Origin of the sequence: Paenibacillus sp. FSL W7-1279, from assembly GCF_037969845.1 — a bacterium.
GTDB lineage: Bacteria > Bacillota > Bacilli > Paenibacillales > Paenibacillaceae > Paenibacillus_AQ.
This window is the reverse complement of record NZ_CP150215.1, coordinates 85,001-105,671: the sequence shown is the minus strand read 5'-3', so window position 1 is coordinate 105,671 and position 20,671 is coordinate 85,001. Positions and strand designations below refer to the sequence as shown.

At 47.8% G+C, this 20,671-nt stretch carries 20 protein-coding genes, 1 tRNA gene, 2 rRNA genes and 1 riboswitch (1 of these 24 only partly in view); of the genes, 8 read left to right on the top strand and 15 right to left on the bottom strand.

Going from position 1 to position 20,671, the window contains the following annotated elements:
• Positions 1–5 precede the first annotated feature (5 nt).
• The 5 genes from MKY82_RS00505 to MKY82_RS00485 all read left to right on the top strand — a co-directional run bounded on the left by MKY82_RS00505 (position 6) and on the right by MKY82_RS00485 (position 3,866).
• Positions 6–833 (top strand): hypothetical protein, encoded by an 828-nt coding sequence (locus tag MKY82_RS00505; RefSeq protein ID WP_339295239.1) that lies wholly within the window; start codon positions 6–8, stop codon positions 831–833.
• A 348-nt stretch (positions 834–1,181) separates the two neighbouring features.
• A riboswitch (cyclic di-AMP (ydaO/yuaA leader) is annotated at positions 1,182–1,321 on the top strand.
• A gap of 3 nt (positions 1,322–1,324) precedes the next feature.
• A complete protein-coding gene (locus MKY82_RS00500; RefSeq protein ID WP_339295238.1) occupies positions 1,325–1,798 on the top strand; it encodes a C40 family peptidase in 474 nt (157 codons plus the stop codon).
• A gap of 436 nt (positions 1,799–2,234) precedes the next feature.
• Positions 2,235–2,708, top strand: coding sequence for a C40 family peptidase (locus tag MKY82_RS00495; protein ID WP_339296622.1), 474 nt, complete (start codon positions 2,235–2,237; stop codon positions 2,706–2,708).
• Between the two features lie 139 nt (positions 2,709–2,847).
• Positions 2,848–3,348: a GNAT family N-acetyltransferase gene (locus MKY82_RS00490; RefSeq protein WP_339295237.1), complete on the top strand. Its 501-nt coding sequence runs from the start codon at positions 2,848–2,850 to the stop codon at positions 3,346–3,348.
• Positions 3,349–3,509: 161 nt separating this feature from the next.
• Positions 3,510–3,866, top strand: a complete 357-nt coding sequence (locus MKY82_RS00485) for a cytochrome c (protein ID WP_006207476.1) — start codon at positions 3,510–3,512, stop codon at positions 3,864–3,866.
• Between the two features lie 103 nt (positions 3,867–3,969).
• Here the strand turns inward: MKY82_RS00485 and MKY82_RS00480 are convergent, their stop codons facing one another.
• Together MKY82_RS00480 and MKY82_RS00475 are read right to left on the bottom strand one after the other, a co-directional pair.
• A complete protein-coding gene (locus tag MKY82_RS00480; RefSeq protein ID WP_009595556.1) occupies positions 3,970–4,284 on the bottom strand; it encodes a 4a-hydroxytetrahydrobiopterin dehydratase in 315 nt (104 codons plus the stop codon).
• A 108-nt stretch (positions 4,285–4,392) separates the two neighbouring features.
• Entirely contained in the window at positions 4,393–4,686 is a 294-nt protein-coding gene (locus tag MKY82_RS00475) for a hypothetical protein (RefSeq protein WP_194540327.1), read from the bottom strand.
• 191 nt (positions 4,687–4,877) lie between these two features.
• On the opposite strand from MKY82_RS00475, the gene motA reads away from it, so the two are divergent.
• Together motA and motB are read left to right on the top strand one after the other, a co-directional pair.
• Complete coding sequence (gene motA, locus MKY82_RS00470; protein ID WP_100541615.1) at positions 4,878–5,678, top strand: flagellar motor stator protein MotA; 801 nt, start codon at positions 4,878–4,880, stop codon at positions 5,676–5,678.
• The gene (gene motB / locus MKY82_RS00465; RefSeq protein WP_194540326.1) at positions 5,662–6,468 is read left to right on the top strand and encodes a flagellar motor protein MotB; all 807 of its coding nucleotides are present in this window, start codon (positions 5,662–5,664) and stop codon (positions 6,466–6,468) included. The genes motA and motB overlap by 17 nt, the downstream gene beginning before the upstream one ends.
• A 111-nt stretch (positions 6,469–6,579) precedes the next feature.
• Here the strand turns inward: motB and rluF are convergent, their stop codons facing one another.
• Together rluF and MKY82_RS00455 are read right to left on the bottom strand one after the other, a co-directional pair.
• Positions 6,580–7,281 (bottom strand): 23S rRNA pseudouridine(2604) synthase RluF, encoded by a 702-nt coding sequence (gene rluF, locus MKY82_RS00460; protein ID WP_071221114.1) that lies wholly within the window; start codon positions 7,279–7,281, stop codon positions 6,580–6,582.
• A gap of 33 nt (positions 7,282–7,314) precedes the next feature.
• Positions 7,315–9,609 carry an ATP-binding protein gene (locus MKY82_RS00455; protein ID WP_339295236.1) on the bottom strand — a complete coding sequence of 765 codons (2,295 nt, stop codon included), beginning with the start codon at positions 9,607–9,609 and terminating at the stop codon, positions 7,315–7,317.
• 419 nt (positions 9,610–10,028) lie between these two features.
• Between MKY82_RS00455 and tadA the strand changes: the two genes are divergently transcribed.
• Positions 10,029–10,466: a tRNA adenosine(34) deaminase TadA gene (gene tadA / locus MKY82_RS00450; protein WP_233355150.1), complete on the top strand. Its 438-nt coding sequence runs from the start codon at positions 10,029–10,031 to the stop codon at positions 10,464–10,466.
• Between the two features lie 78 nt (positions 10,467–10,544).
• Here tadA and MKY82_RS00445 read toward each other — a convergent pair whose 3' ends face one another.
• The 11 genes from MKY82_RS00445 to MKY82_RS00395 all read right to left on the bottom strand — a co-directional run.
• The gene (locus MKY82_RS00445; protein WP_339295235.1) at positions 10,545–11,630 is read right to left on the bottom strand and encodes a hypothetical protein; all 1,086 of its coding nucleotides are present in this window, start codon (positions 11,628–11,630) and stop codon (positions 10,545–10,547) included.
• A gap of 304 nt (positions 11,631–11,934) precedes the next feature.
• A complete protein-coding gene (locus MKY82_RS00440; protein WP_098741251.1) occupies positions 11,935–12,084 on the bottom strand; it encodes a small acid-soluble spore protein P in 150 nt (49 codons plus the stop codon).
• A 106-nt stretch (positions 12,085–12,190) separates the two neighbouring features.
• On the bottom strand, positions 12,191–12,532 hold the full coding sequence (locus MKY82_RS00435; RefSeq protein WP_194540324.1) for a hypothetical protein: 342 nt from the start codon (positions 12,530–12,532) through the stop codon (positions 12,191–12,193).
• A gap of 162 nt (positions 12,533–12,694) precedes the next feature.
• Positions 12,695–12,783 (bottom strand) — tRNA-Ser (locus MKY82_RS00430).
• A gap of 72 nt (positions 12,784–12,855) precedes the next feature.
• Positions 12,856–14,139: a serine--tRNA ligase gene (gene serS, locus MKY82_RS00425; RefSeq protein ID WP_194540323.1), complete on the bottom strand. Its 1,284-nt coding sequence runs from the start codon at positions 14,137–14,139 to the stop codon at positions 12,856–12,858.
• A 189-nt stretch (positions 14,140–14,328) separates the two neighbouring features.
• Positions 14,329–14,916, bottom strand: a complete 588-nt coding sequence (pdxT, locus tag MKY82_RS00420; RefSeq protein ID WP_339295234.1) for a pyridoxal 5'-phosphate synthase glutaminase subunit PdxT — start codon at positions 14,914–14,916, stop codon at positions 14,329–14,331.
• 15 nt (positions 14,917–14,931) lie between these two features.
• Positions 14,932–15,813, bottom strand: coding sequence for a pyridoxal 5'-phosphate synthase lyase subunit PdxS (gene pdxS, locus MKY82_RS00415; RefSeq protein ID WP_071221106.1), 882 nt, complete (start codon positions 15,811–15,813; stop codon positions 14,932–14,934).
• Positions 15,814–15,976: 163 nt separating this feature from the next.
• A complete protein-coding gene (locus MKY82_RS00410; RefSeq protein WP_339295233.1) occupies positions 15,977–17,395 on the bottom strand; it encodes a D-alanyl-D-alanine carboxypeptidase family protein in 1,419 nt (472 codons plus the stop codon).
• 154 nt (positions 17,396–17,549) lie between these two features.
• On the bottom strand, positions 17,550–19,007 hold the full coding sequence (gene guaB / locus MKY82_RS00405) for an IMP dehydrogenase (RefSeq protein WP_071221104.1): 1,458 nt from the start codon (positions 19,005–19,007) through the stop codon (positions 17,550–17,552).
• A 423-nt stretch (positions 19,008–19,430) separates the two neighbouring features.
• Positions 19,431–19,547 (bottom strand): 5S ribosomal RNA (gene rrf, locus MKY82_RS00400).
• 146 nt (positions 19,548–19,693) lie between these two features.
• A 23S ribosomal RNA gene (locus MKY82_RS00395) occupies positions 19,694–20,671 on the bottom strand; it runs 1,951 nt beyond the window's last position.

Genomic DNA, 20,671 nt, shown 5'->3' with positions numbered 1-20,671 from the left:
AGCACATGAAAAGTTACGCAGGCCAAGGGTGGATCAGTGTTAAAGACCAGCTATACGTCTCGATTCTGCTCTTCTTATACCGTTTGCTGTGGGGATATTGCCTGTACCGACTCGTAAAATCGGCAGTCGTCCCCCTTCTGATGCGATATCCGGATTCCGCCCCTAACGAGCTCAGCCGTCTTTTATTCTTCTACGAGGGCGAGATGAGCCTGTCCTTGAGCAGCACAGTACACACTTACGGATGGCTTTTGGCCGGTTTGCTCTTGATCCGGATGTTCCTCACCCCGCTCATTCGGGCCGGCATCTTCTACAACCTTCACCAGGAAGCCAAGGGCGAGCGCGGTTTATTCTTCTTCACTGGCATGCGGAAACTGTGGAAACCCGTAACGCTATTCTATCTGGTTGAGCTTATTCTCACCTTCGCACCCGGTTACTGGATTCTGCCCAAAATCCTCCCGATTCTGCTGAATGGAATTCAGGAGCCTGTACTGCTGCTTCATGCACTGCCCTATGCAGCTGGCTGGTTCTTGTACGCCTATCTGATCCGCCTGTTATTGCTCTATATGCAATTTGGCCGTACCGGCGATTCCAGCATGATCAGCTCTATCCATGCGCTCTTCCGCCGCTTGGGCACAGCAATGCTGTTATCCATCACCATCGGCGGATCCGCCTGTGTCATTCTGCTGCTCCTGAGCTCGGCCTCGCTCTTCTGGGCCGGGTTGATCGGCTTAATTATTCAGCAGGCCTCTTATTTCCTGAATGGACTTTTCCAAATTTGGGCAATGTCCGCTCAATATCATTTGTGGAGAGATTCCTCCTCACAGCATCCTTAATGGTTACAATTCGTCACCCTATAATAATGAAACACGCTCGTGAATAAGCTGTAATCAGAAGCGACACGTTTCTATCCCGCGCTAGATTTTACAGAGAATAAGAGTTCATTTATCCTCTATATTACAAATTTCTGAACGCCAAATTACAAAAAAACCTGTTCCCTCAAGATGGGGACAGGTTTTTTTGTTTAAAAATAATGTTTCCTCGTTTGCCAAATTGTTAATACTCTGCTAAAATAACGAATATGTTAGTAACAACTTTGTCATCTTTACTGTAACTTTTATGTAGGAACGTTGTAATTCGCTAACTATGTTGGAACGTCAAACGTCAATGAATGGGTTCATCAACATTTCAAGGAGCCGAATTCCCATAACGATATGGGAAGCGGGGGATCCGTTTTGGGTGAATTGATCTCGCAAGAGAGGGATCATAGGGGACCTTCAACCGAACCCTTAAGCTAACCTCGCAGGCAATGGAAGGAGCTTTTGTTTTGAAAAAGAAGTTAACGGCTGTTTCTCTAGGCCTCGCACTCGCACTCACATTAGGGACCGGAAGCGCTTTCGCCGATTCCAAATTAAATACTGCAATCAAACCAGCCATTGGTGTTTCTTACAAAACAGGTGGAACTACAACGAATGGATTTGACTGCTCCGGATTCACCAGCTATGTTTACAAGAAGCTTGGTCTTAGCCTGCCCCGCACGTCTGCAGCTCAATACAAAGTAGGTACGGCCGTATCCAAGAGCAACCTGAAAGCTGGCGATCTCGTGTTCTTCAACACATCCGGTAGAGGTGTATCTCATGTGGGTATTTATGTCGGGAGCGGCAAATTCGCTCATTCTTCATCTTCGCGCGGTGTCATTATCAGTCCGCTGAGCCAGAGCTATTACGCTAACCGATATGTAGGCGCTAAGAGAATTATGAGTCAGAATACGTACAAATCTGTAGCTGTGAGCTACAATTAATGTTGGAACTTAATTGATTTACTCTTACAAGAAAGCCCTGGGTTTATGAGATTGTGCCGATCTCATCCAGCGGCTTTTTTCTTTTGTTGATTTGTGTGTATACCTTTATAACGTTCAGGACAGCAAAAAAGTTCCCGCTTTTCGAAAAAAAATAAAATTTATTATACAATTTCACTTCACTTCGCCATGTCTTCACATCATCTATCCTTTATATACCCTTCTCTCCCTTCATTAAACACCCATTTTGGAAAAATATTGATTTTCCTTGGTGCTTCGACAGCTAATGCTATTGAAAAATAGCGAAATTCACCAAGAAATAATTGCCAATCTCGCTTGCTGTCTGATAGAATGGACGCAGTAACAACTTTGTCATTAATGTAAGTGCTTTAATATATAGATTGCTATGCCTCGCGGCATCGAAAAGGAGCTTTCCATGCTGAAGAAAACATTATCGACAGCAGCCCTAAGTATCACGCTGTTGTTCACTTTGGGCGTTGGCAGCGTCTTTGCTGATCATGCGCTGGATCAGGAAATCGATAAGGTTCTAGGTACAAGATACAGCTACGGTGGTACAACCACGAGCGGTTTTGACTGTTCCGGCTTCACCATGTATGTTTATGCTAAACTCGGTCTGAAGCTCCCGCATCAATCCGGCTCTCAATTCGACATGGGGACAAGCGTGTCCCGTAAGGAGCTGCGCGCTGGCGATTTGGTGTTCTTCAACACATCGGGCCAGGGCATCTCCCACGTCGGCATTTATGTCGGCGATGGCAAATTCGCCCATGCTTCCTCCAACCGCGGCGTGGTTATCAACCGCCTGGCAGAGGATTACTACGATCAGCGATACGTGGGTGCAAAGCGTATCATGAGCGATGATAAGTATGAAGAGTCGGTCGGTGAATCATCCTAAGCTATAGAGGCTAATCTTCCCTATACATAATGCTTGCCCGTTAAAGGAGCCCTTACCTCTCTTTGGCGGGCTTTTTTGATGCAACCTGGATGCTCGTAATATGGTTATTATTTATGCAGACGATAGGAGGACTTCGCAAATGGATGCCACACCGATTACATTTCACACCGTGGTCATGCGTGAAGAGCACGCCGAAGAAATATGCGCCTGGGCCTACCCTCCCCCCTATAATATCTATGGCTTTCTTCCCTGGGAGCAGATGAAAGGGCTTGAGGTGGAGTTTGGCGATCCGGACATTCGCCGAAGACAGTACATCTCGGTTCTGGATGAGCGGGAGGCCCTCTGGGGATTTGCCCAGCTGTTTCCGATGCATGAGGTGACACGAATTGGACTTGGCATGCGGCCTGATTGGTGCGGGCGTGGAATGGGTAAACGATTTATGCAGACGATTGTCCGGGAAGCCAGACGGAGGCGGCCTGCCGACGAAATTGACCTTGAGGTAATGACCTGGAATGAGCGAGCAATCCGCGCTTATCAAAGGGCAGGCTTTCACATCACCGATACGTATGAGCGGCTTACGCCAACGGGCAATGCCCTTTTCCACTGTATGGTGTATGAGCCCCCTACAAATGAGGAATAGTAATCTTTGTCTATATGAAAAAGCACAATTTTGTGTACTTTTTATGAAGCTACGCCGTATAGTTGCTTTTTTTGTCACAACTGGCTATGCTGTCTATGGATGTTGGTTTATAATGGAGACAAGTGCAAAAGTGCAGTATACATAGAAGGGACGATATGACGATGCAAAAATGGATCATGAGCGGATTGTTCTTCGTCGCATGTGCGTTGGCTATCGCGCTGATGTTTACGCTCCCAGGTAAGGAACAGGTAGCTCAGGAAGAGAAGCCGACCATGCCGGAAGTGACTCTCGATGCAGCCGCAGCGGAAGCCACACTGAAAGCAAGCTGCATTAGCTGTCACGGCGACCAACTTCAAGGCGGCGCAGGGCCGGCTTTGAATCAAGTAGGCGGACACATGGATGCGGACGCGATCTTCAACGTTGTAACCAAAGGTCGTAAGGGAATGCCTTCCTTTAAAGACCAACTTAAACCTGAAGAAATCGCAAACATCGCGCTGTACCTTGCTGAGAAAAAATAAATCAGCTTATACGCAAAACACGCTTGCACCTGGAGTTGTTCCCGGTGCAAGCGTGTTTTTTTACATATTGGGGACTTCTAAAGGGACTAATGGCCTCCCCGTTCTATTGTCCCGACTTGCCATCCTTCGAACGACTCTTCTCATAGGCTTCGTTAAACTGCTGCGCTTCCTTAATATCCACAGCCGTAATGCCACCGTCGTCCCAAGAAGTGAGACGAAGTGTAACGACTTTATAATCTATGGTGATGTAGGGGTGATGTCCGAAAGCTTCCGAAATAGCTGCCACTTCATCAACAAAAGCGATTCCCTTCATGAAGGAGGAGAAGGTATACTTTCGTACAATCCATCTCCCTTGTTCAAATTCCCAACCCTCAAGCTTTTCCAGATGAGCCTCTACTTCTTGCTGCGTATAAAGCATCTTTTATCTTCCTCCCCGAAAAAAACCTATCTTAAAGCCGACTAACCGTAATATGGGCTATCTGTCATCTATTCTATTCTGCCCTGTTTCTGTTGATAACTGGAGTGATTACACAAGGGCCACAAAAGCCAACTCTTCCTCACCAATCAAAATATGTATTCGATGGTTCGTCTGATCATGCATGACCACGCCGCTGCCAACATTAATCACCGGCTCTGTGCCCAGCGCATAGAACAAATCCTCTGCCAGCGCCTCATGGACCTCATTTCGCTCGGCTTCGCCCAAATTGCCCCAATCCTCAGCTTCCATTTCAAAGAAGACATAGCTGTCGGAAATTCGCCCGACCGCCTCGGTCAGTTCTGCCAGAATTTCGCCATAATCCCTTCCGTGCTTAACGCCCATCTTAATCACTCCTTTCCTTGCCGTACTTAGCTTCGTTTCCCTTCCTTCCATTATACCGGAAATTACAACTAAAAAAAAAAGCCCGACCTGACGATAAATAGGATAACGCCCCACATAAGGGGCCCGGTTCTCCATGAGAGCCGTTCTGACGAATGGATTCGTTATTTTATTTCTCACGGATGAGGTGTGGTATGGAAATTTCAACAATTATAGGCTTAATAATCGGTATCGTCGCGGTACTGGTGGGCATGATCCTGAAAGGTGCCTCCCTTCTCGCTTTGTATAATCCGGCAGCCTATCTAATCATTCTTGGCGGTACGGCAGCAACTTTATTCATCGGATTTCCGCTAGTCGAGCTAAAAAAGATTCCGAAGCTGGTCAAGATGACCTTCGTGAAACAGAATCTGATGGACAAAACGGATATGATCAAGCTGTTTATGGAGTGGGCTTCGATCACACGCCGTGAAGGACTTCTGGCTCTGGAAACCAAAGTCGATGAAATCGATGACAGCTTCCTGCGTAATGGGATGCGCATGATCATCGACGGCAACGATCAGGAATTCGTACGTGACGTTTTAATGGAAGATATTAATGCCACCGAGGAGCGCCATCGTTCCGGTTCATTGATCTTCTCGCAGGCCGGTATGTATGCACCTTCCCTCGGGGTACTCGGAGCCGTTATCGGTTTGATCGCTGCACTGTCCCACATGGAAGATATGGGCGAACTCGCTCATGCTATCGGGGCTGCATTTATTGCTACCCTGCTCGGTATCTTCACCGGTTATGTTATCTGTCACCCGATTGCGAATAAACTCAAGCGTCTGTCCAAACGCGAGGTTGAAATCCGCCTGATGATGGTAGAAGGCCTGCTGTCTATTCAATCCGGTGTATCCACCATTGCAATCAATCAAAAGCTCTCCGTGTTCCTGACACCGTCCGAACGGGCTGAGCTCAGCGAGAGGGAGGCTGGTGCTAGTGAGCAAAAAGACTAGGCACGAGCCGCATGAGGAGCATGCCGACGAATCCTGGCTTCTTCCTTACGCAGACCTACTGACCTTGCTTCTGGCCCTGTTCCTGGTGCTATACGCCATGAGCGCGACAGACGCACGCAAATTTCAAGAAATGAGCGAAGCCTTCAGCGTTGCTCTCACTGGCGGGACCGGCGTGCTGGATTACAGCAAAACGGAACCCAGCGATGATCCGCCCAATATTAAAGATCATAAAGCGACATCCCCTTCCGTTCCCGCAACAACACCTGACCAACGACGTGCTGAGCTGATGCGTCAGGAACAACAGGATCTGGAGAAGTTAAAGAAGCAGCTCGATAATTATATTAAAAATAACGGTTTAACCTCGGAGCTCAGCACCAAGTTGAACCACTCCCAGCTTGTCATTACAATACGGGATAACGCCTTGTTCCCTTCCGGCGAAGCCGTTGTGAAGCCGGAGGCCCGCAAATTGGCCATGGCTATCTCACAAATGCTTCATAAGTTCCCGGACTATGAAATTATTGTATCCGGACATACGGACAATGTGCCAATCTCTAATAGCCGATATCCGTCGAATTGGGATTTAAGCTCGGATCGTGCCTTGCAGTTCATGAAGATTTTGCTCACCAACTCGGAGTTGGATCCTAAACGGTTCATGCCGATCGGTTATGGTGAATACCATCCGATTGCCGATAACAACACCGCTGCTGGGCGAGCGAAGAACCGCAGAGTCGAGGTTTCCATTATACGTAAATACCAGGATAGTGCGACCTTTACCAGCGTGAATGAATAACTCAACAGGGAACGGTCCCTACAGACTATAACACACAATAAACAACCGATGCATCTGGTCTCCAGATCCATCGGTTGTTTTGGTTTAGGGTTATAGATGTATTTCAGCCTCCTACTCGAGCCTATAGTTCAGCAGCCGACCAAGCTCTTCCTTCTCCTTCTCGTTAAGATCACGCCAAGCGCCGATGCGTTGACTGCCGAGACGGATATTCATAATCCGGATTCGCTGTAATTTTCGGACCTCATAACCAAAAGCGCTGCACATTCTGCGGATTTGACGATTTTTCCCCTCCGTCAGAATGATTCGGAACACTCGCTCAGACATTCGAGTGACCTCACAGGGCAGCGTCATCTCACCTAAAATCTTGACGCCGCTGGACATCCCGCTAAGGAAGGATTCCGTTACCGGGCGATCCACCGTCACAATGTATTCTTTCTCATGTTTCCCCTCGGAGCGAAGGATCTTATTGACGATATCCCCATCATTCGTCAGCAGAATCAGCCCCTCGGAGTCCTTATCCAATCGTCCGATAGGAAAAATACGCTCCTTATGGCCTACGAAGTCTACAATATTGCCCTTAATATGCGGTTCGGTGGTGCTTGTAATCCCGACTGGCTTATTAAGAGCAATATACACATGCTTCTTCTTATCTTGAAGCGGCTTTCCCTGAATCCGGACATCGTCTCCTTCTTCTGCCTGGCTTCCAAGGACTGCAACCACGCCATTGATGGTAACCTTCCCGCTCTCCACCAGCTTGTCCGCTTCACGCCTTGAGCAATATCCCGTTTCACTGATAAATTTATTGATTCTCAAGATGCCATCCCCTTATCTGTAACTACTTCTTGCTTATCCCTCGATCGCATTCCGCTGAATCGCAGGCAGAACTATACTCACCTTCGTTCCTGCTCCTACTTCACTCTCGATTTCCATCATACCCCGGTGGCCCTGAATAATACGCTGGCTTACCATCAATCCCAGCCCTGTGCCCGTTTCCTTATTCGTAATAAACGGTTCGCCAAGATGCGGCATCAGCTCCTCCGGAATGCCTTGCCCTTCATCCCGAATGTCGATTTGGACCCATTCACCCTTCGACCTTGAAAGCTCAATCCAGATCCTCCCGCCATCCGGCATCGCTTCAATCGCATTCTTGAGCAGATTGATGAACACCTGCTTGAGCTGGTTCTCCTCACAGTGTACGTAGGTTAGTGCTTCAGTAAACTTCAATTTGAACTCGATGCTGTACAAATGGGCTTGGCTGTCGAGGAATGAAATGACATCTCTCATAATGATTCTTACATCCCTCTCTTGGAAATGAATCGCCTGCGGCTTCGCTAATATCAGAAATTCACTGACAATCAGATTAATTCGGTCCAGCTCCGACAGCATCAGATCAATATGGTCCGGATTGACCTTGTGGGTCTGCTTCTGAAGCTGCAGAAATCCACGGAGGGTCGTCAGCGGATTCCGGATCTCATGAGCAACGCCGGCAGCCAGCTGGCCAACAGTATTGAGCTTCTCCGAACGTCGCAGCAGCTCCTCGATGCGATTGCGTTCCGTCACATCCCGAGACACGCTAATCATGGAAGTAACCTCACCGTTCTCATCGCGCACCAGCGAGGTGCTGATGCTGACCTCAATAGCGCTTCCATCTTTATGAAGGCGGACCGTCTCCACTGGAGGAAGCCGTTCTCCGGCCCGCAGGCGGCGGATGCGTTCCTTTTCTTCTTCCTCTTTAGCGGGAGGGACAAGTGCAGGCTTCCGTCCAACCACTTCGTGCGCCTTCCAACCATACAATTGCTCAAACGCTTTATTTACACTAATAACCCGTTCATAGGTATCGGTTGTATGAATGGCGTCGGCTGTCTGATTAATGACAGACTCCAGATATTCCTTAACGGACTGATTCTCGTCGACCATTTGCTTCAACTGGCTCGTATAGTTGCCCAGATTACGTGTCATCGCATTGATTCGACCTGCAAGCTGACCCAGCTCGTCCCGGCTGCTTACCTCCAGCCTTCGATCAAAGTGACCATCCGACACATCATTTACAGTTCCAAGGATAGCCTGAATCGGCTTGGTAAAATACCCCGCAACAATATAACTGCCGAATATCACAATTTCCAATAAAACCAATGAGATCGCCACAAGACTGATCATCTGCTCTCTCATCACGGAGGAGATGGCTTCATAGTCCATAACGACACTAATGACACTGGTCGGTTTATTTTCGGATACGATAGGGATGAAGCTTTTTAGCACCTTCTTATTATTGATGGTGCTGACAAACACCACATTATCGCCGGTAGAAACAGCCTTCTGCACAGCTTCCGCATCTTGGTCCAGGCTCCCATAGTCATAGGTGCCGAATGTAATCGGTCGATTGCGAAGCTTGTGGTGAACGTCATCTGTTCCATCTTCCCTCATATATTCATTGCCAAACGTTTCAGGATTGATGCCTGTTACTTCCAATATCCGCGGATTCGACTTCAAGGTCTCTTTCACAACGGTGTCCGGACTTGTAATCTTCACAAAGTCCTTGATATTGGAATTCCTTATGTAGGGATCAATAATATAATTGCGCTTGCTATCGTAATAGTATCCCCATTTATCAATGAATTCCGGATTGGATGTGGAGAACTCAAACGGTCCAGACCAAAAATGATCGGAGCGCTGGCCCTCGGTAACTGAGACGACTTTACCATACTGGAACAATTCCAGAAAAGCCGTATGCCAATACCCCCAGTTCTTTGTTGAAAGGCCGATTTCATCTTGAGAGGAGGATCGGGCAACAACGATATCATCATTCGTCCGAACCATTAATGATATGTGAGTGACGCCAATCTCCTTACTCAATTCCACCAATTGCTGATTGGTTATATTGTTAATATCCGGATCCAAAGCTTTTGCCGCGTTGACCGCGGCCACCTTCAGCATATCGCCGAATATATTATCCACATATGCAGAACTAAAGCCGGTTTGCTGGACCGTAATGGCGATCTGAGTAGCGGCCATCACCATCTTGGTTTCACTATCCTGCTGCAAATTTTCCTGGGTCGTGTAATAGTTCAGCGTAATGTTGAGCAGAAGAATAAATAATACCGATATGGACATGATCATCGATAATTTCGTCTTAATCGACAAGTGGCATCTTCACCTTTCTGCTGTCACATAGACGACTTGCGAATCTAATACCCTCATGATACCTTGATCACGAACGTTTGAAAAGACAAGCAGCTTTATGGCTATATGGTTTTTTCCACAATCGCATTGCTATTGAAATAAGGAATCCTTACAATATAAGAGGTCATTCCCGGTAAAATAAACAACGTATCCACAGATTGCGCACAAATACACAACTTATCTGGGGATAGTGTGCATAACTTTGTGTATAATATTTTAGTTATCCACAATTCTGTCCACAACATGTTAACAAACGAATAAATGTTCGTTGAACATTGGGTATAAATACAGGGTTTTAACGGGCTGTGAAAGGAGACTTTAGTTTGATATCAAATTCAATAGACCCACTGGCTGTGGATAACGATAATCATGAGCACTGGATGAGAGAAGCCATTGCAGAAGCACGGAAAGCTGAAGAGCTCGGTGAAGTTCCGATTGGTGCTGTCATCGTGCGGGGCGATGAGATTATTGGCCGTGGATACAATTTGCGTGAAACGACTTACGATGGTACGGCCCATGCCGAGATGGTAGCTATTCGGGAGGCAAGCCAGCATCTTGGAGCATGGCGGCTGCTGGACTGCCGATTATACGTGACGTTAGAACCCTGTCCCATGTGTGCAGGAGCTATCGTCCAATCCCGGGTCCCAGAGCTGATCTATGGTGCTGGTGATCCCAAAGCCGGTTGTGCCGGCACATTGATGAATTTGCTTCAAGAGCCGCGTTTTAATCACCGGACTAACGTGGTTCAGGGCGTGCTGCAGGAAGAATGCGCATCACTGCTCACTCAGTTCTTCCGACGTTTGCGCGGGAAACTATGATCCTTATGTAGAGTAAAAGTATAACAACGTAAAAACCCGGCCATGACGGCCGGGTTTTGTTGTCTGCGATGAATAATATTAATAAGTGCCCATTTGGCTCATGGATTCCTCAAATTGCTCCATCGTGATGACATCAGCATCTTTTGGAATACCGATTTTGAATTCTTGTTTAGCGTTGATGTTGTTGTATTGGGTGCTAGCCTTCACAGCCAACTTCACGTTCTCATTGGTTTCTGGATCGTTGAAATCAACGTTCAACACAACATCCTGATATGCAGGGAAATCCTTTTTATCGATAGCTGTGTTGATGTTGAATGTGTTGATCTTCAGATATTTCTGCATCTCTTCCAAGCCCGCTTTGAATTCATCTTGGTTAACGTTAGATACTTCAGCTTTAGCAGCATCGATATCTTCTTGGGTCAGACCCAGCAATTCGCGGTACTCGTCTTTAGCTGCAATGTCAACAACCTTAGGTGCAACCTTGTTTACCATAATATCCAATGCTTCATTCAGATTATCATTGGTTACAAAGAATTGAACCACTTGTTTAGCGTCAACGCCTTCTGGAAGGCCAGCATCTTTAACATTGATCTCTTTGAAGTATTTCGCTTGGTCATACTCGCTCAGCAAGGCTTCAAGGATTTCGTTAACGAATTTCTGGGACTTCTCAGTATCCAGGCTTTCTGGGCTAAACGTTTCACCGGATTGCTCAGCAAGCTCTTTCATGTCCATCATGAGGAACTTACCAACAACGTCCTCTGGGAATGGCAGCATTGGAATGCTTGGAACTTTAACGTAGATTTTCTCTTTCGTCATCACCATATCAATATTGAAGGACATCGCCATATCACCCTTCAGATTGATACCCATGTTCATCTCGGTTTGCATTGGATCAGCTTGGTAGATACCATCAAGCGTAACCTCAGCATTCTTCAACATCGTCATCGCCTGTGTTACGCTTGGATCGCCTTCAACTGCAGGTATGTTAACTTGAAGGTCTTCAATGACAAATTTACTCTTCATTTCGTAGGATGTCATCTTCATCGCGTTTGTAGCAGCATTCGTCATCGCTGCCTTAGGCTCTTCTTTTTTGGCGCAGCCAGAAAGTACAACTGTCACTGTGAGCAGCAGTGTCAGCATGATAGCTGCAAACTTCTTGTTCATTAAAATTTCTCTCCCCTCTAACAGTCAAAAAAATAACAGACCTTCTAATCATAAACCATTTAACCAAAATGAGAAACACTTTCTGGAATATTTACTGAAATTTTATTTCCTTTCTTTTTCCATCCATCTTAATTTCAAACTTCTTAACATGCGAATAAGGTGGGGCCCCAAAATATTACACTTGAACACTAATACGGAAGTTGGACGCAAAAGGTTTCAAAACGAAAAAAAGAACTTCCTGTCGAATGACAGGAAGTTCCCTCGATTCTTGCTTTCTAGCCTCTCAGTCTTCCTCTACAGGCTTCTAGCCCTCCGGATTGAAATGTCCATCCTGTTTACGGATCTTCGCTCTATGCGAGCCTGACAGCGGCTCCTGGCCGCCACGGTCATGGTCCTTGCGCTGCTTCGGCTGCTCCTGTGCTTCCGGTACCGGAATCGCTTTTGGTTTGCTCATCTGATAGCCCTCCATTTCATGGATCACAACGATGTCTTACGCTATCCTGCCTTTGATGTCCATACCATGATGGACAGTATGGAAACTGTCTCGCTCATTTATGGAACTAGTGATGCGTGATTTGCTGCAGCGTTTGGGCACACTCATGGATATGGCGCGTATAATCGCCGACCATGCCCTGAATGTTCTCATTACGCTCATCCGTCGTTGCGCCATCACGCTCTACATCGACCAAATCGACCTTCACTTCCCGTGAATCCACATACGTGCATTGAAAATCAAATGAATACTCCTGGCGACCTGCTGCATCAATGTGAATGCGGATGGCGTTCGGATCCCCTTCGTCTGCAGCCACTTCTGCGCGATCTCCCGGCTTTAATATGGTGGGCAGCCTTTCCTGCCAGGCATTGACCAGCGTCGACTGATCCACATTCAGTTCTGAGTTCATGTTCACACCTCCCCTTCTCTATAAATTGCGATAACAGGGGATGTTTTATACAGCCTCCTCCATAAAGCACAAACCTACTGAAGGGAAGACCACGCAATGATTCCTCATAAAATAGAGCAAAAAAACCGTTTCCCTAAGGAAACGGTTTGCGTTTGATATGTATGGCGGAGAGGATGGGATTCGAACCCATGTGGAGTTGCCCCCTAACGGTTTTCAAGACCGCCCCGTTATGACCGCTTCGGTACCTCTCCATGTGGTAATGATCCATGCAAATGAATCACGTGCAAAAATCATTATACCACAAGACAAACTGTTTTATCAACTTATTTTTTCTGGTCGATGATACTAACGTTCCCCATGTACGGGCGAAGTACTTCAGGAATCACGACGGACCCGTCAGCCTGTTGATAATTCTCCAGAATCGCAGCGACGGTACGTCCAACCGCAAGCCCGGAACCATTCAAGGTGTGGACAAATTCAGGCTTGCTCTTCGGTTCCGGACGGAAGCGAATGTTGGCACGGCGTGCCTGGAAGTCCCCGATGTTCGAACATGAGGAGATTTCGCGATATACACCGCTCTCCGGAAGCCAAACTTCCAGATCGTATGTCTTCATCGATCCGAAGCCCATATCCCCAGTACAGAGAGCCATGACGCGATAAGGAAGATTCAGCAGCTGAAGCACGCGCTCCGCATCCGCCGTCATCTTCTCAAGCTCATCAAACGAAGTTTCCGGGTGTACAATTTTCACCATCTCAACCTTGTTGAACTGATGCTGACGAATAAGTCCCCGTGTGTCGCGCCCTGCCGCGCCGGCTTCCGAACGGAAACAGGAGCTGTACGCCACGTAATATTTAGGCAGATCCTCGCTATTTAAGATTTCCTCGCGATGGTAGTTCGTTACAGGAACTTCAGCGGTTGGGATCAGGTAATAGTCGGTATCGCTAATTTTGAATAAATCCTCTTCGAATTTAGGCAGCTGTCCTGTTCCGTACAAGCTGTCCCGGTTGACGATATATGGAGGCAGCATTTCCTCATAGCCGTGTTTGTCGCTGTGCAGATCCATCATGAAACTGATCAAGGCACGCTCAAGACGAGCACCTAAACCTTTATAGAACGTAAACCGCGAGCCCGTTACCTTCGCACCTGCTTCAAAATCCAAAATACTCAGATTCTGAGCAAGCTCCCAGTGAGCCTTAGGCTCGAAATCGAAAGCTTTTGGCTCCGCCCAGCGGCGGATTTCCACGTTCTCCTCCTCCGAGGCGCCTACAGGCACACTCTCATGAGGGATATTCGGAATCGCCAAAGTAAGCTCGGATATGCTGGCTTCCAGCTCACGAACTTCCTCATCCATCGCTTTAATCTGGTCCGACACTTGTCGCATTTCCAGTATCAGATCATCTGCATTCTCACGATTCTTCTTCAGTTTGGCTACTTCAGCCGACACGGTGTTGCGGCGATTCTTCAAACTTTCGCTTTCCTGCAGCAATTCCCGTCGCCGGGCGTCAAGCTTAGGAAAATCCGCAATCAGATCGAGCGATTTGCCTCGATTCTTCAGCGCTTCTTCTACACGACTGTACTCGCTGCGCAATATTTTTACGTCTAACACGGGAAACCCTCCTAAAGTAAAACATCCATCAAGTATATCGAAGCAGCTGCCCTATATGTTGATAAAAAGCCTTGGGACAAGGCTGCAGTGTACATTATTACATACGATACATCTTATTGTATTTCAGCGAAAAAGACAACTTGACTCCCACATACTGCCAAAGAGTCAAGATGTCTTCTACTGTAACTATTACGTCTGTGGTGCCGTAGACCGGGAACGAACCATCTCCACAAAATATTGATGAAGTCGGTAATCGTCCGTCAGCTCCGGATGGTAGGAAGCTGCAAGCAGATGCCCCTGTCTGGTTGTAACGATCTCATCCTTATAAGTAGACAAGACCTCAACGCCCGCACCCACCTCCAGAATGAGCGGCGCACGGATAAAGACTGCCCGTACCGTTTCCTCGATTCCTTTTACAGGCAAATCGGTCTCGAAGCTTTCACGCTGACGTCCAAATGCATTCCGCGCCACCGTGATGTCCATCAGCTTCAGATGGGCCTCTTCGTCGCCTTGAATTCGTTCAGCGAGCACGATCAGTCCGGCGCATGTTCCGAATATCGGTTTACCCTGGGCTGAGAACTGACGAATCGCATCCATAAAATCATACTTGCGCATCAGCTTGCCGATGGTGGTGCTCTCACCGCCAGGGATAATCAAGCCGTCAATGCCGTCCAACTGCTCAACCTTCTTGATCGGCACTCCCTCGGCACCAGCAAGCGTGATGCTTCGAATATGCTCTGCAACGGCACCCTGAAGTGCCAGTACGCCGACCTTCATGTTACCCCTTCTCTCTTACCAGCCGCGATCCTGCATGCGCTCAGCAGGACTAAGCTTGGATATCTCGATGCCTTTCATCGGAGTACCCAGGTTCTTGGATACTTCAGCAATCAATTTATAATCATCATAATGCGTAGTCGCTTCAACGATCGCACGAGCGAATTTCTCAGGGCTGTCCGATTTGAAAATACCGGATCCAACAAAGACGCCGTCAGCGCCCAAATGCATCATCAATGCGGCATCTGCAGGTGTTGCCACGCCGCCAGCTGCAAAGTTAACGACAGGGAGCTTGCCCGTCTCATGAATGCCCTTCAGGAGGTCATAGGAAACACCGAGGTTCTTCGCTTCCGCATACAGCTCGTCCTTCGACATGTTGCGAACTTTACGGATTTGACTGTTGATAAGGCGCATATGGCGAACGGCTTCCACGATATTACCTGTTCCCGGCTCGCCTTTCGTACGGAGCATGGAAGCACCCTCACCAATACGACGCAGCGCTTCGCCAAGGTCCTTTGCACCGCATACGAACGGTACCGTGAAATCCCATTTATCGATATGGAACACTTCATCCGCCGGTGTCAGCACTTCACTCTCGTCGAGATAATCCACGCCAAGAGATTCAAGGACTTTCGCCTCGACGTAATGACCGATACGAGCTTTGGCCATAACTGGAATGGATACAACTTTCATGACTTCCTCAACGATGGTTGGGTCAGCCATCCGTGCTACGCCCCCAGCAGCGCGAATATCAGAAGGAACGCGCTCCAGCGCCATAACTGCCGTTGCGCCGGCAGCTTCAGCGATCTTTGCTTGTTCCGCATTCATGACGTCCATAATGACGCCGCCTTTTTGCATTTCCGCCATACCTCTTTTTACAGTTGATGTTCCTGTTTCCATGTCCCCTAGCCCCCCGATTATATGTTGTATCTCATCGCCATTACAGCATTCCCTGGCGATATGGACTGTACCTGTATAGGTGCATACTTGCAATGAATCTAACTCGATATTTTACCGCATCAAAATCAAATACACAACCCATTTACTCGGAATTTGTCGGCTGTTAGAAAAGATTTTTGATGGAATCAAATAAATCGGCAAAAAAGTCTCCAATCGCCCGCAGGAACAGCTTGAACCAGCCGGCCTTCTCAACTTCCTCCGCTGTGATTAAATTCACCGTTTCGGTCTGAGCTTCCTTCATGCCTTCTATTTTATAGGTGTAGGTTACCGTGCCCACCTTCGTATCTTTAGCAACAGGCGCTGTCATGCTGGAGGAGTCCAGCTTGGCTTCGAAGGTAATGTTCTTGCCGCTTGATCCTTTTGGTACAACAAAAGTGAGAGCCTTATCGGTTACGAGTGCAGCTTCTTTGCCTTTGCCCTTCTTCACTTCGACCGTTTCAAAGCCTTGCACGGTTGCCCCGGCAGCTTGGACTTCCTTCACTTCAAAGTTGTCAAAGCCGTAATCCAGGACTTTTTTGGTCTCTTTAAAACGGGCACCTTCAGATTTCGTACCCATAACAACACTAATCAGACGCATGCCATCGCGTTCAGCGGTACCAGCAAAACAATAACCCGCCGCATTGGTATGACCGGTTTTTAAACCGTCCAAACCTTCATACGCATAGGACTTAAAGTTTGTAATACTTTTATTAGCCTCAAGCATCCAGTTGTAGTTGATAATCGGATTCGTGTCGCGCGGCCGGAATTTATGGGACTGAATGGCCGTAAATCTCGAAAAATCAGGATGATCCTCAACGATATATTTGGCAAGTAGAGCGGTATCCATCGCCGACATTACCGTTTCCTTATCCTCCGCAGGGCGATACTTTTCTGGCATATCGGCACGGCTAAGACCTGTGGAGTTTATGAAGAACGCTGTCTTCAGCCCCATCTTTTTCGCCGTATCATTCATCATGGTAACAAACTCCGCTTCGGAACCAGCCACATGCTCAGCCAATGCCACTGTCGCATCATTCGCTGAGCCGACAGCCATGGCTATGTAGAGCTCTTCCACTGTATGTTGGTCTCCCTCAGCCAAAAATATCCGTGATCCCACGGTTTTTGCTGCATTTTCCCCCACGGTAACAACATCATCCCAAGCTAAGTCGCCTTGCTTTACTTTCTCTGCAACGATATATTCCGTCATCATCTTCGTCATGCTCGCCGGCGGCAATGCTTCATCAGCATTAATTGATAATAGGACCTGTCCTGTTGATGGCTCGATCAGAACAGCGGAGCTTACATCCAAATTCAGTTGATCAATCGATGGCACTTTATCCGGCTTTGCATTATTCGTTGTCGCCTTCTCAGTTGTCGCTTTGTCCTCTGTGGCTTTCGTCGTATCCGCTGTTGCCAGCATATGAGGCGCCGCAAGCGAAACCGCAGGCGCAGCAGAGAAACACAGTATATTAAACAGCATCAAGGATGCCAGCGTTCTTTGAATGCGTTGTCGCTTATTCTTCTTTACAGACTTGTCTATCAATGGAATTACTCCCCTCTAATTCTCAATAAGTCATTAACTTGTTCTATTCTATCATAGGGGGGGTATCAAAAAAAGACAAGCTAGATGAATTTCATCCAGCTTGTCCAGGAAATAAATGACATATATATTGTTTATCCTTGTTCTTCCGAGTGAATTACAAGGAATAGTTAGGTGCTTCTTTGGTAATTTGGATATCATGAGGATGGCTCTCGCGGAGTCCTGCACCAGAGATACGGATGAACTGGGTGTCATTCCGCAGTTCCTCCAGGTTTTGTGTACCGCAATAGCCCATACCAGAGCGCAATCCACCGATCAGCTGATGGATGGTATCTGCCAAAGGCCCTTTGTAAGCAACACGGCCCTCGATGCCTTCCGGTACCAGTTTCTTGTCGTCATCTTGGAAGTAACGGTCTTTACTGCCTTGTTTCATGGCAGCAAGGGAACCCATACCGCGGTAAGCCTTGAAACGGCGTCCTTGATAGATCTCAGCTTCGCCCGGACTCTCCTCCGTACCGGCAAACATGCTGCCCAGCATAACTGCACTTGCTCCGGCTGCGATCGCTTTTGTAATTTCACCGGAGTATTTGATGCCGCCATCTGCAATAATCGGCACTCCGTATTCCTTAGCAACCGTTGCACAATCATAAATCGCTGTGATTTGCGGTACGCCAATCCCGGCAATGACACGCGTCGTACAGATCGATCCAGGCCCAATTCCGACTTTAACGACGGATGCACCGGCTTCGATAAGCTCTCTTGTACCCTCGCCTGTAGCCACGTTACCAGCGATAATCGTCAGATCCGGATACACTTCGCGCAATTTCCGAACGGAATCAATGATATTGATGTGGTGACCGTGGGCAGAGTCAACGGTAATGACGTCTACGCCAGCTTTCACAAGCGCTTCTGCTCTTTCGAAGGTATCTTTGGAAATTCCGATCGCTGCACCTACAAGCAGGCGGCCTTGAGCGTCCTTCGCAGCTCTAGGGAACTGAATCGCTTTCTCGATATCTTTAATCGTGATAAGTCCTTTAAGAACATTATCTTCGTCTACCAAAGGCAGCTTCTCAATCTTATGCTTCTGCAGAATCATTTCGGCATCTTGAAGAGTCGTTCCGACCGGAGCTGTCACCAGATTCTCGCTGGTCATTACTTCACTAATTACCGTATTGTAGTCATGAACAAAACGAAGATCACGATTCGTCAAAATACCGATCAGCTTATTGTTCTTATCTACGATCGGTACGCCGGAAATCCGGAACTTACTCATGAGTTTCTCTGCATCGGATACAAGATGATCAGCATGGAGTGAGAACGGATTCGTAATAACACCACTTTCCGAACGCTTAACCCGATCTACCTCTTCTGCTTGTTGTTCAACGGTCATATTTTTATGAATAATGCCGATTCCGCCTTCTCTAGCAATGGCAATGGCCAAAGGAGCTTCCGTTACGGTGTCCATTCCTGCACTGATGAGCGGGATATTCAATTTTACATGCTCGCTCAATTTGGTGCTAACATCTACTTCTTTTGGAAGCACCTCGGATTTTCTAGGAACCAACAATACATCGTCAAAAGTGAAGCCTTCCTTGCTAAACTTATCTTCCCACACCTGGGTTATTCCTCCTTTTTGTCGTCTTCCTGCGGACTACAACTACTGTCAGAGCTGGACCGGACGGCATTTTCAAGTATTTTCAGAAATATATTATTGCCATCTTAGCAAAGGGCCCATAGGCTGTCAAGGATTGATATTCGCCCTTTGCTTGAAGTTCGCAAGTATCCATCCAGCGCGTTATCCTGTCTCTTTGGAATGGACAAACAGACCGGGTTTCTTCTATTAAATGGAGACTTACCCAGGTTAAAGCCCTGTCTGCCAATATGCTAACCCTTGAGGCACCATCCTATGGACAATGAATCGCTGTTGTTTAGTATCACCCAACCCGGTACGGGATAGTCCTCGATTTCGCAAACACATGTTATTGAGTATAGGAAAAGACCGCTATCGATGACTCGATAACGGTCTTTATGGTTGTTCGCTTGGCGACGTCCTACTCTCCCGGGACCCTTCGGTCCAAGTACCATCGGCGCTGGAAGGCTTAACGGTCGTGTTCGGTATGGGAACGCGTGGAACCCTTCCGCCATCGCCACCAAACGGCTCAGATGCTTGATCACCTGAAAACTAGATACGAAACGAAATTTGCGTTGATTAGAATCCGTAGCATTACCCAATGTGGTATCGGGGTCCCAGAAAAGTATTCGGTGTCAGCTTCAAAGCTTCACTTCACTTTTTGGGGTCATTTGGATAAGCCCTCGACCGATTAGTATTGGTCAGCTCCATGCATTGCTGCACTTCCACCTCCAACCTATCTACCTCGTCGTCTTCAAGGGGTCTTACTAGTTGGGAAATCTCATCTTGAGGGGGGCTTCACGCTTAGATGCTTTCAGCGCTTATCCCGTCCGTACGTAGCTACCCAGCCATGCTCCTGGCGGAACAACTGGTGCACCAGCGGTACGTCCATCCCGGTCCTCTCGTACTAAGGACAGCTCCTCTCAAATTTCCTACGCCCACGACAGATAGGGACCGAACTGTCTCACGACGTTCTGAACCCAGCTCGCGTACCGCTTTAATGGGCGAACAGCCCAACCCTTGGGACCTACTTCAGCCCCAGGATGCGATGAGCCGACATCGAGGTGCCAAACCTCCCCGTCGATGTGGACTCTTGGGGGAGATAAGCCTGTTATCCCCAGGGTAGCTTTTATCCGTTGAGCGATGGCCCTTCCATGCGGTACCACCGGATCACTAAGCCCGACTTTCGTCCCTGCTCGACTTGTAGGTCTCGCAGTCAAGCTCCCTTATGCCTTTGCACTCTTCGAATGATTTCCAACCATTCTGAGGGAACCTTGGGGCGCCTCCGTTACTCTTTAGGAGGCGACCGCCCCAGTCAAACTGCCCGCCTGACACTGTCCCCGTACCGGATCACGGTACCAGGTTAGAACCTAGATACGATCAGGGTGGTATCCCAACGTCGCCTCCACACAAGCTGGCGCTCATGCTTCAAAGGCTCCCACCTATCCTGTACAGATCGTACCCAAATCCAATATCAAGCTGCAGTAAAGCTCCATGGGGTCTTTCCGTCTTGTCGCGGGTAACCTGCATCTTCACAGGTATTAAAATTTCACCGGATCTCTCGTTGAGACAGCGCCCAAGTCGTTACGCCATTCGTGCGGGTCAGAATTTACCTGACAAGGAATTTCGCTACCTTAGGACCGTTATAG

What these genes read in the sequence shown, in the direction of transcription:
- MKY82_RS00445 (WP_339295235.1), bottom strand. Translation starts at nt 11,630, where the DNA reads ATGAACAAGAAGTTTGCAGCTATCATGCTGACACTGCTGCTCACAGTG.
- MKY82_RS00505 (WP_339295239.1), top strand. Translation starts at nt 6, where the DNA reads ATGAAAAGTTACGCAGGCCAAGGGTGGATCAGTGTTAAAGACCAGCTA.
- MKY82_RS00480 (WP_009595556.1), bottom strand. Translation starts at nt 4,284, where the DNA reads ATGCTTTATACGCAGCAAGAAGTAGAGGCTCATCTGGAAAAGCTTGAG.
- MKY82_RS00485 (WP_006207476.1), top strand. Translation starts at nt 3,510, where the DNA reads ATGCAAAAATGGATCATGAGCGGATTGTTCTTCGTCGCATGTGCGTTG.
- MKY82_RS00490 (WP_339295237.1), top strand. Translation starts at nt 2,848, where the DNA reads ATGGATGCCACACCGATTACATTTCACACCGTGGTCATGCGTGAAGAG.
- tadA (WP_233355150.1), top strand. Translation starts at nt 10,029, where the DNA reads ATGAGAGAAGCCATTGCAGAAGCACGGAAAGCTGAAGAGCTCGGTGAA.
- pdxS (WP_071221106.1), bottom strand. Translation starts at nt 15,813, where the DNA reads ATGGAAACAGGAACATCAACTGTAAAAAGAGGTATGGCGGAAATGCAA.
- MKY82_RS00440 (WP_098741251.1), bottom strand. Translation starts at nt 12,084, where the DNA reads ATGAGCAAACCAAAAGCGATTCCGGTACCGGAAGCACAGGAGCAGCCG.
- motA (WP_100541615.1), top strand. Translation starts at nt 4,878, where the DNA reads ATGGAAATTTCAACAATTATAGGCTTAATAATCGGTATCGTCGCGGTA.
- MKY82_RS00475 (WP_194540327.1), bottom strand. Translation starts at nt 4,686, where the DNA reads ATGGGCGTTAAGCACGGAAGGGATTATGGCGAAATTCTGGCAGAACTG.
- pdxT (WP_339295234.1), bottom strand. Translation starts at nt 14,916, where the DNA reads ATGAAGGTCGGCGTACTGGCACTTCAGGGTGCCGTTGCAGAGCATATT.
- MKY82_RS00435 (WP_194540324.1), bottom strand. Translation starts at nt 12,532, where the DNA reads ATGAACTCAGAACTGAATGTGGATCAGTCGACGCTGGTCAATGCCTGG.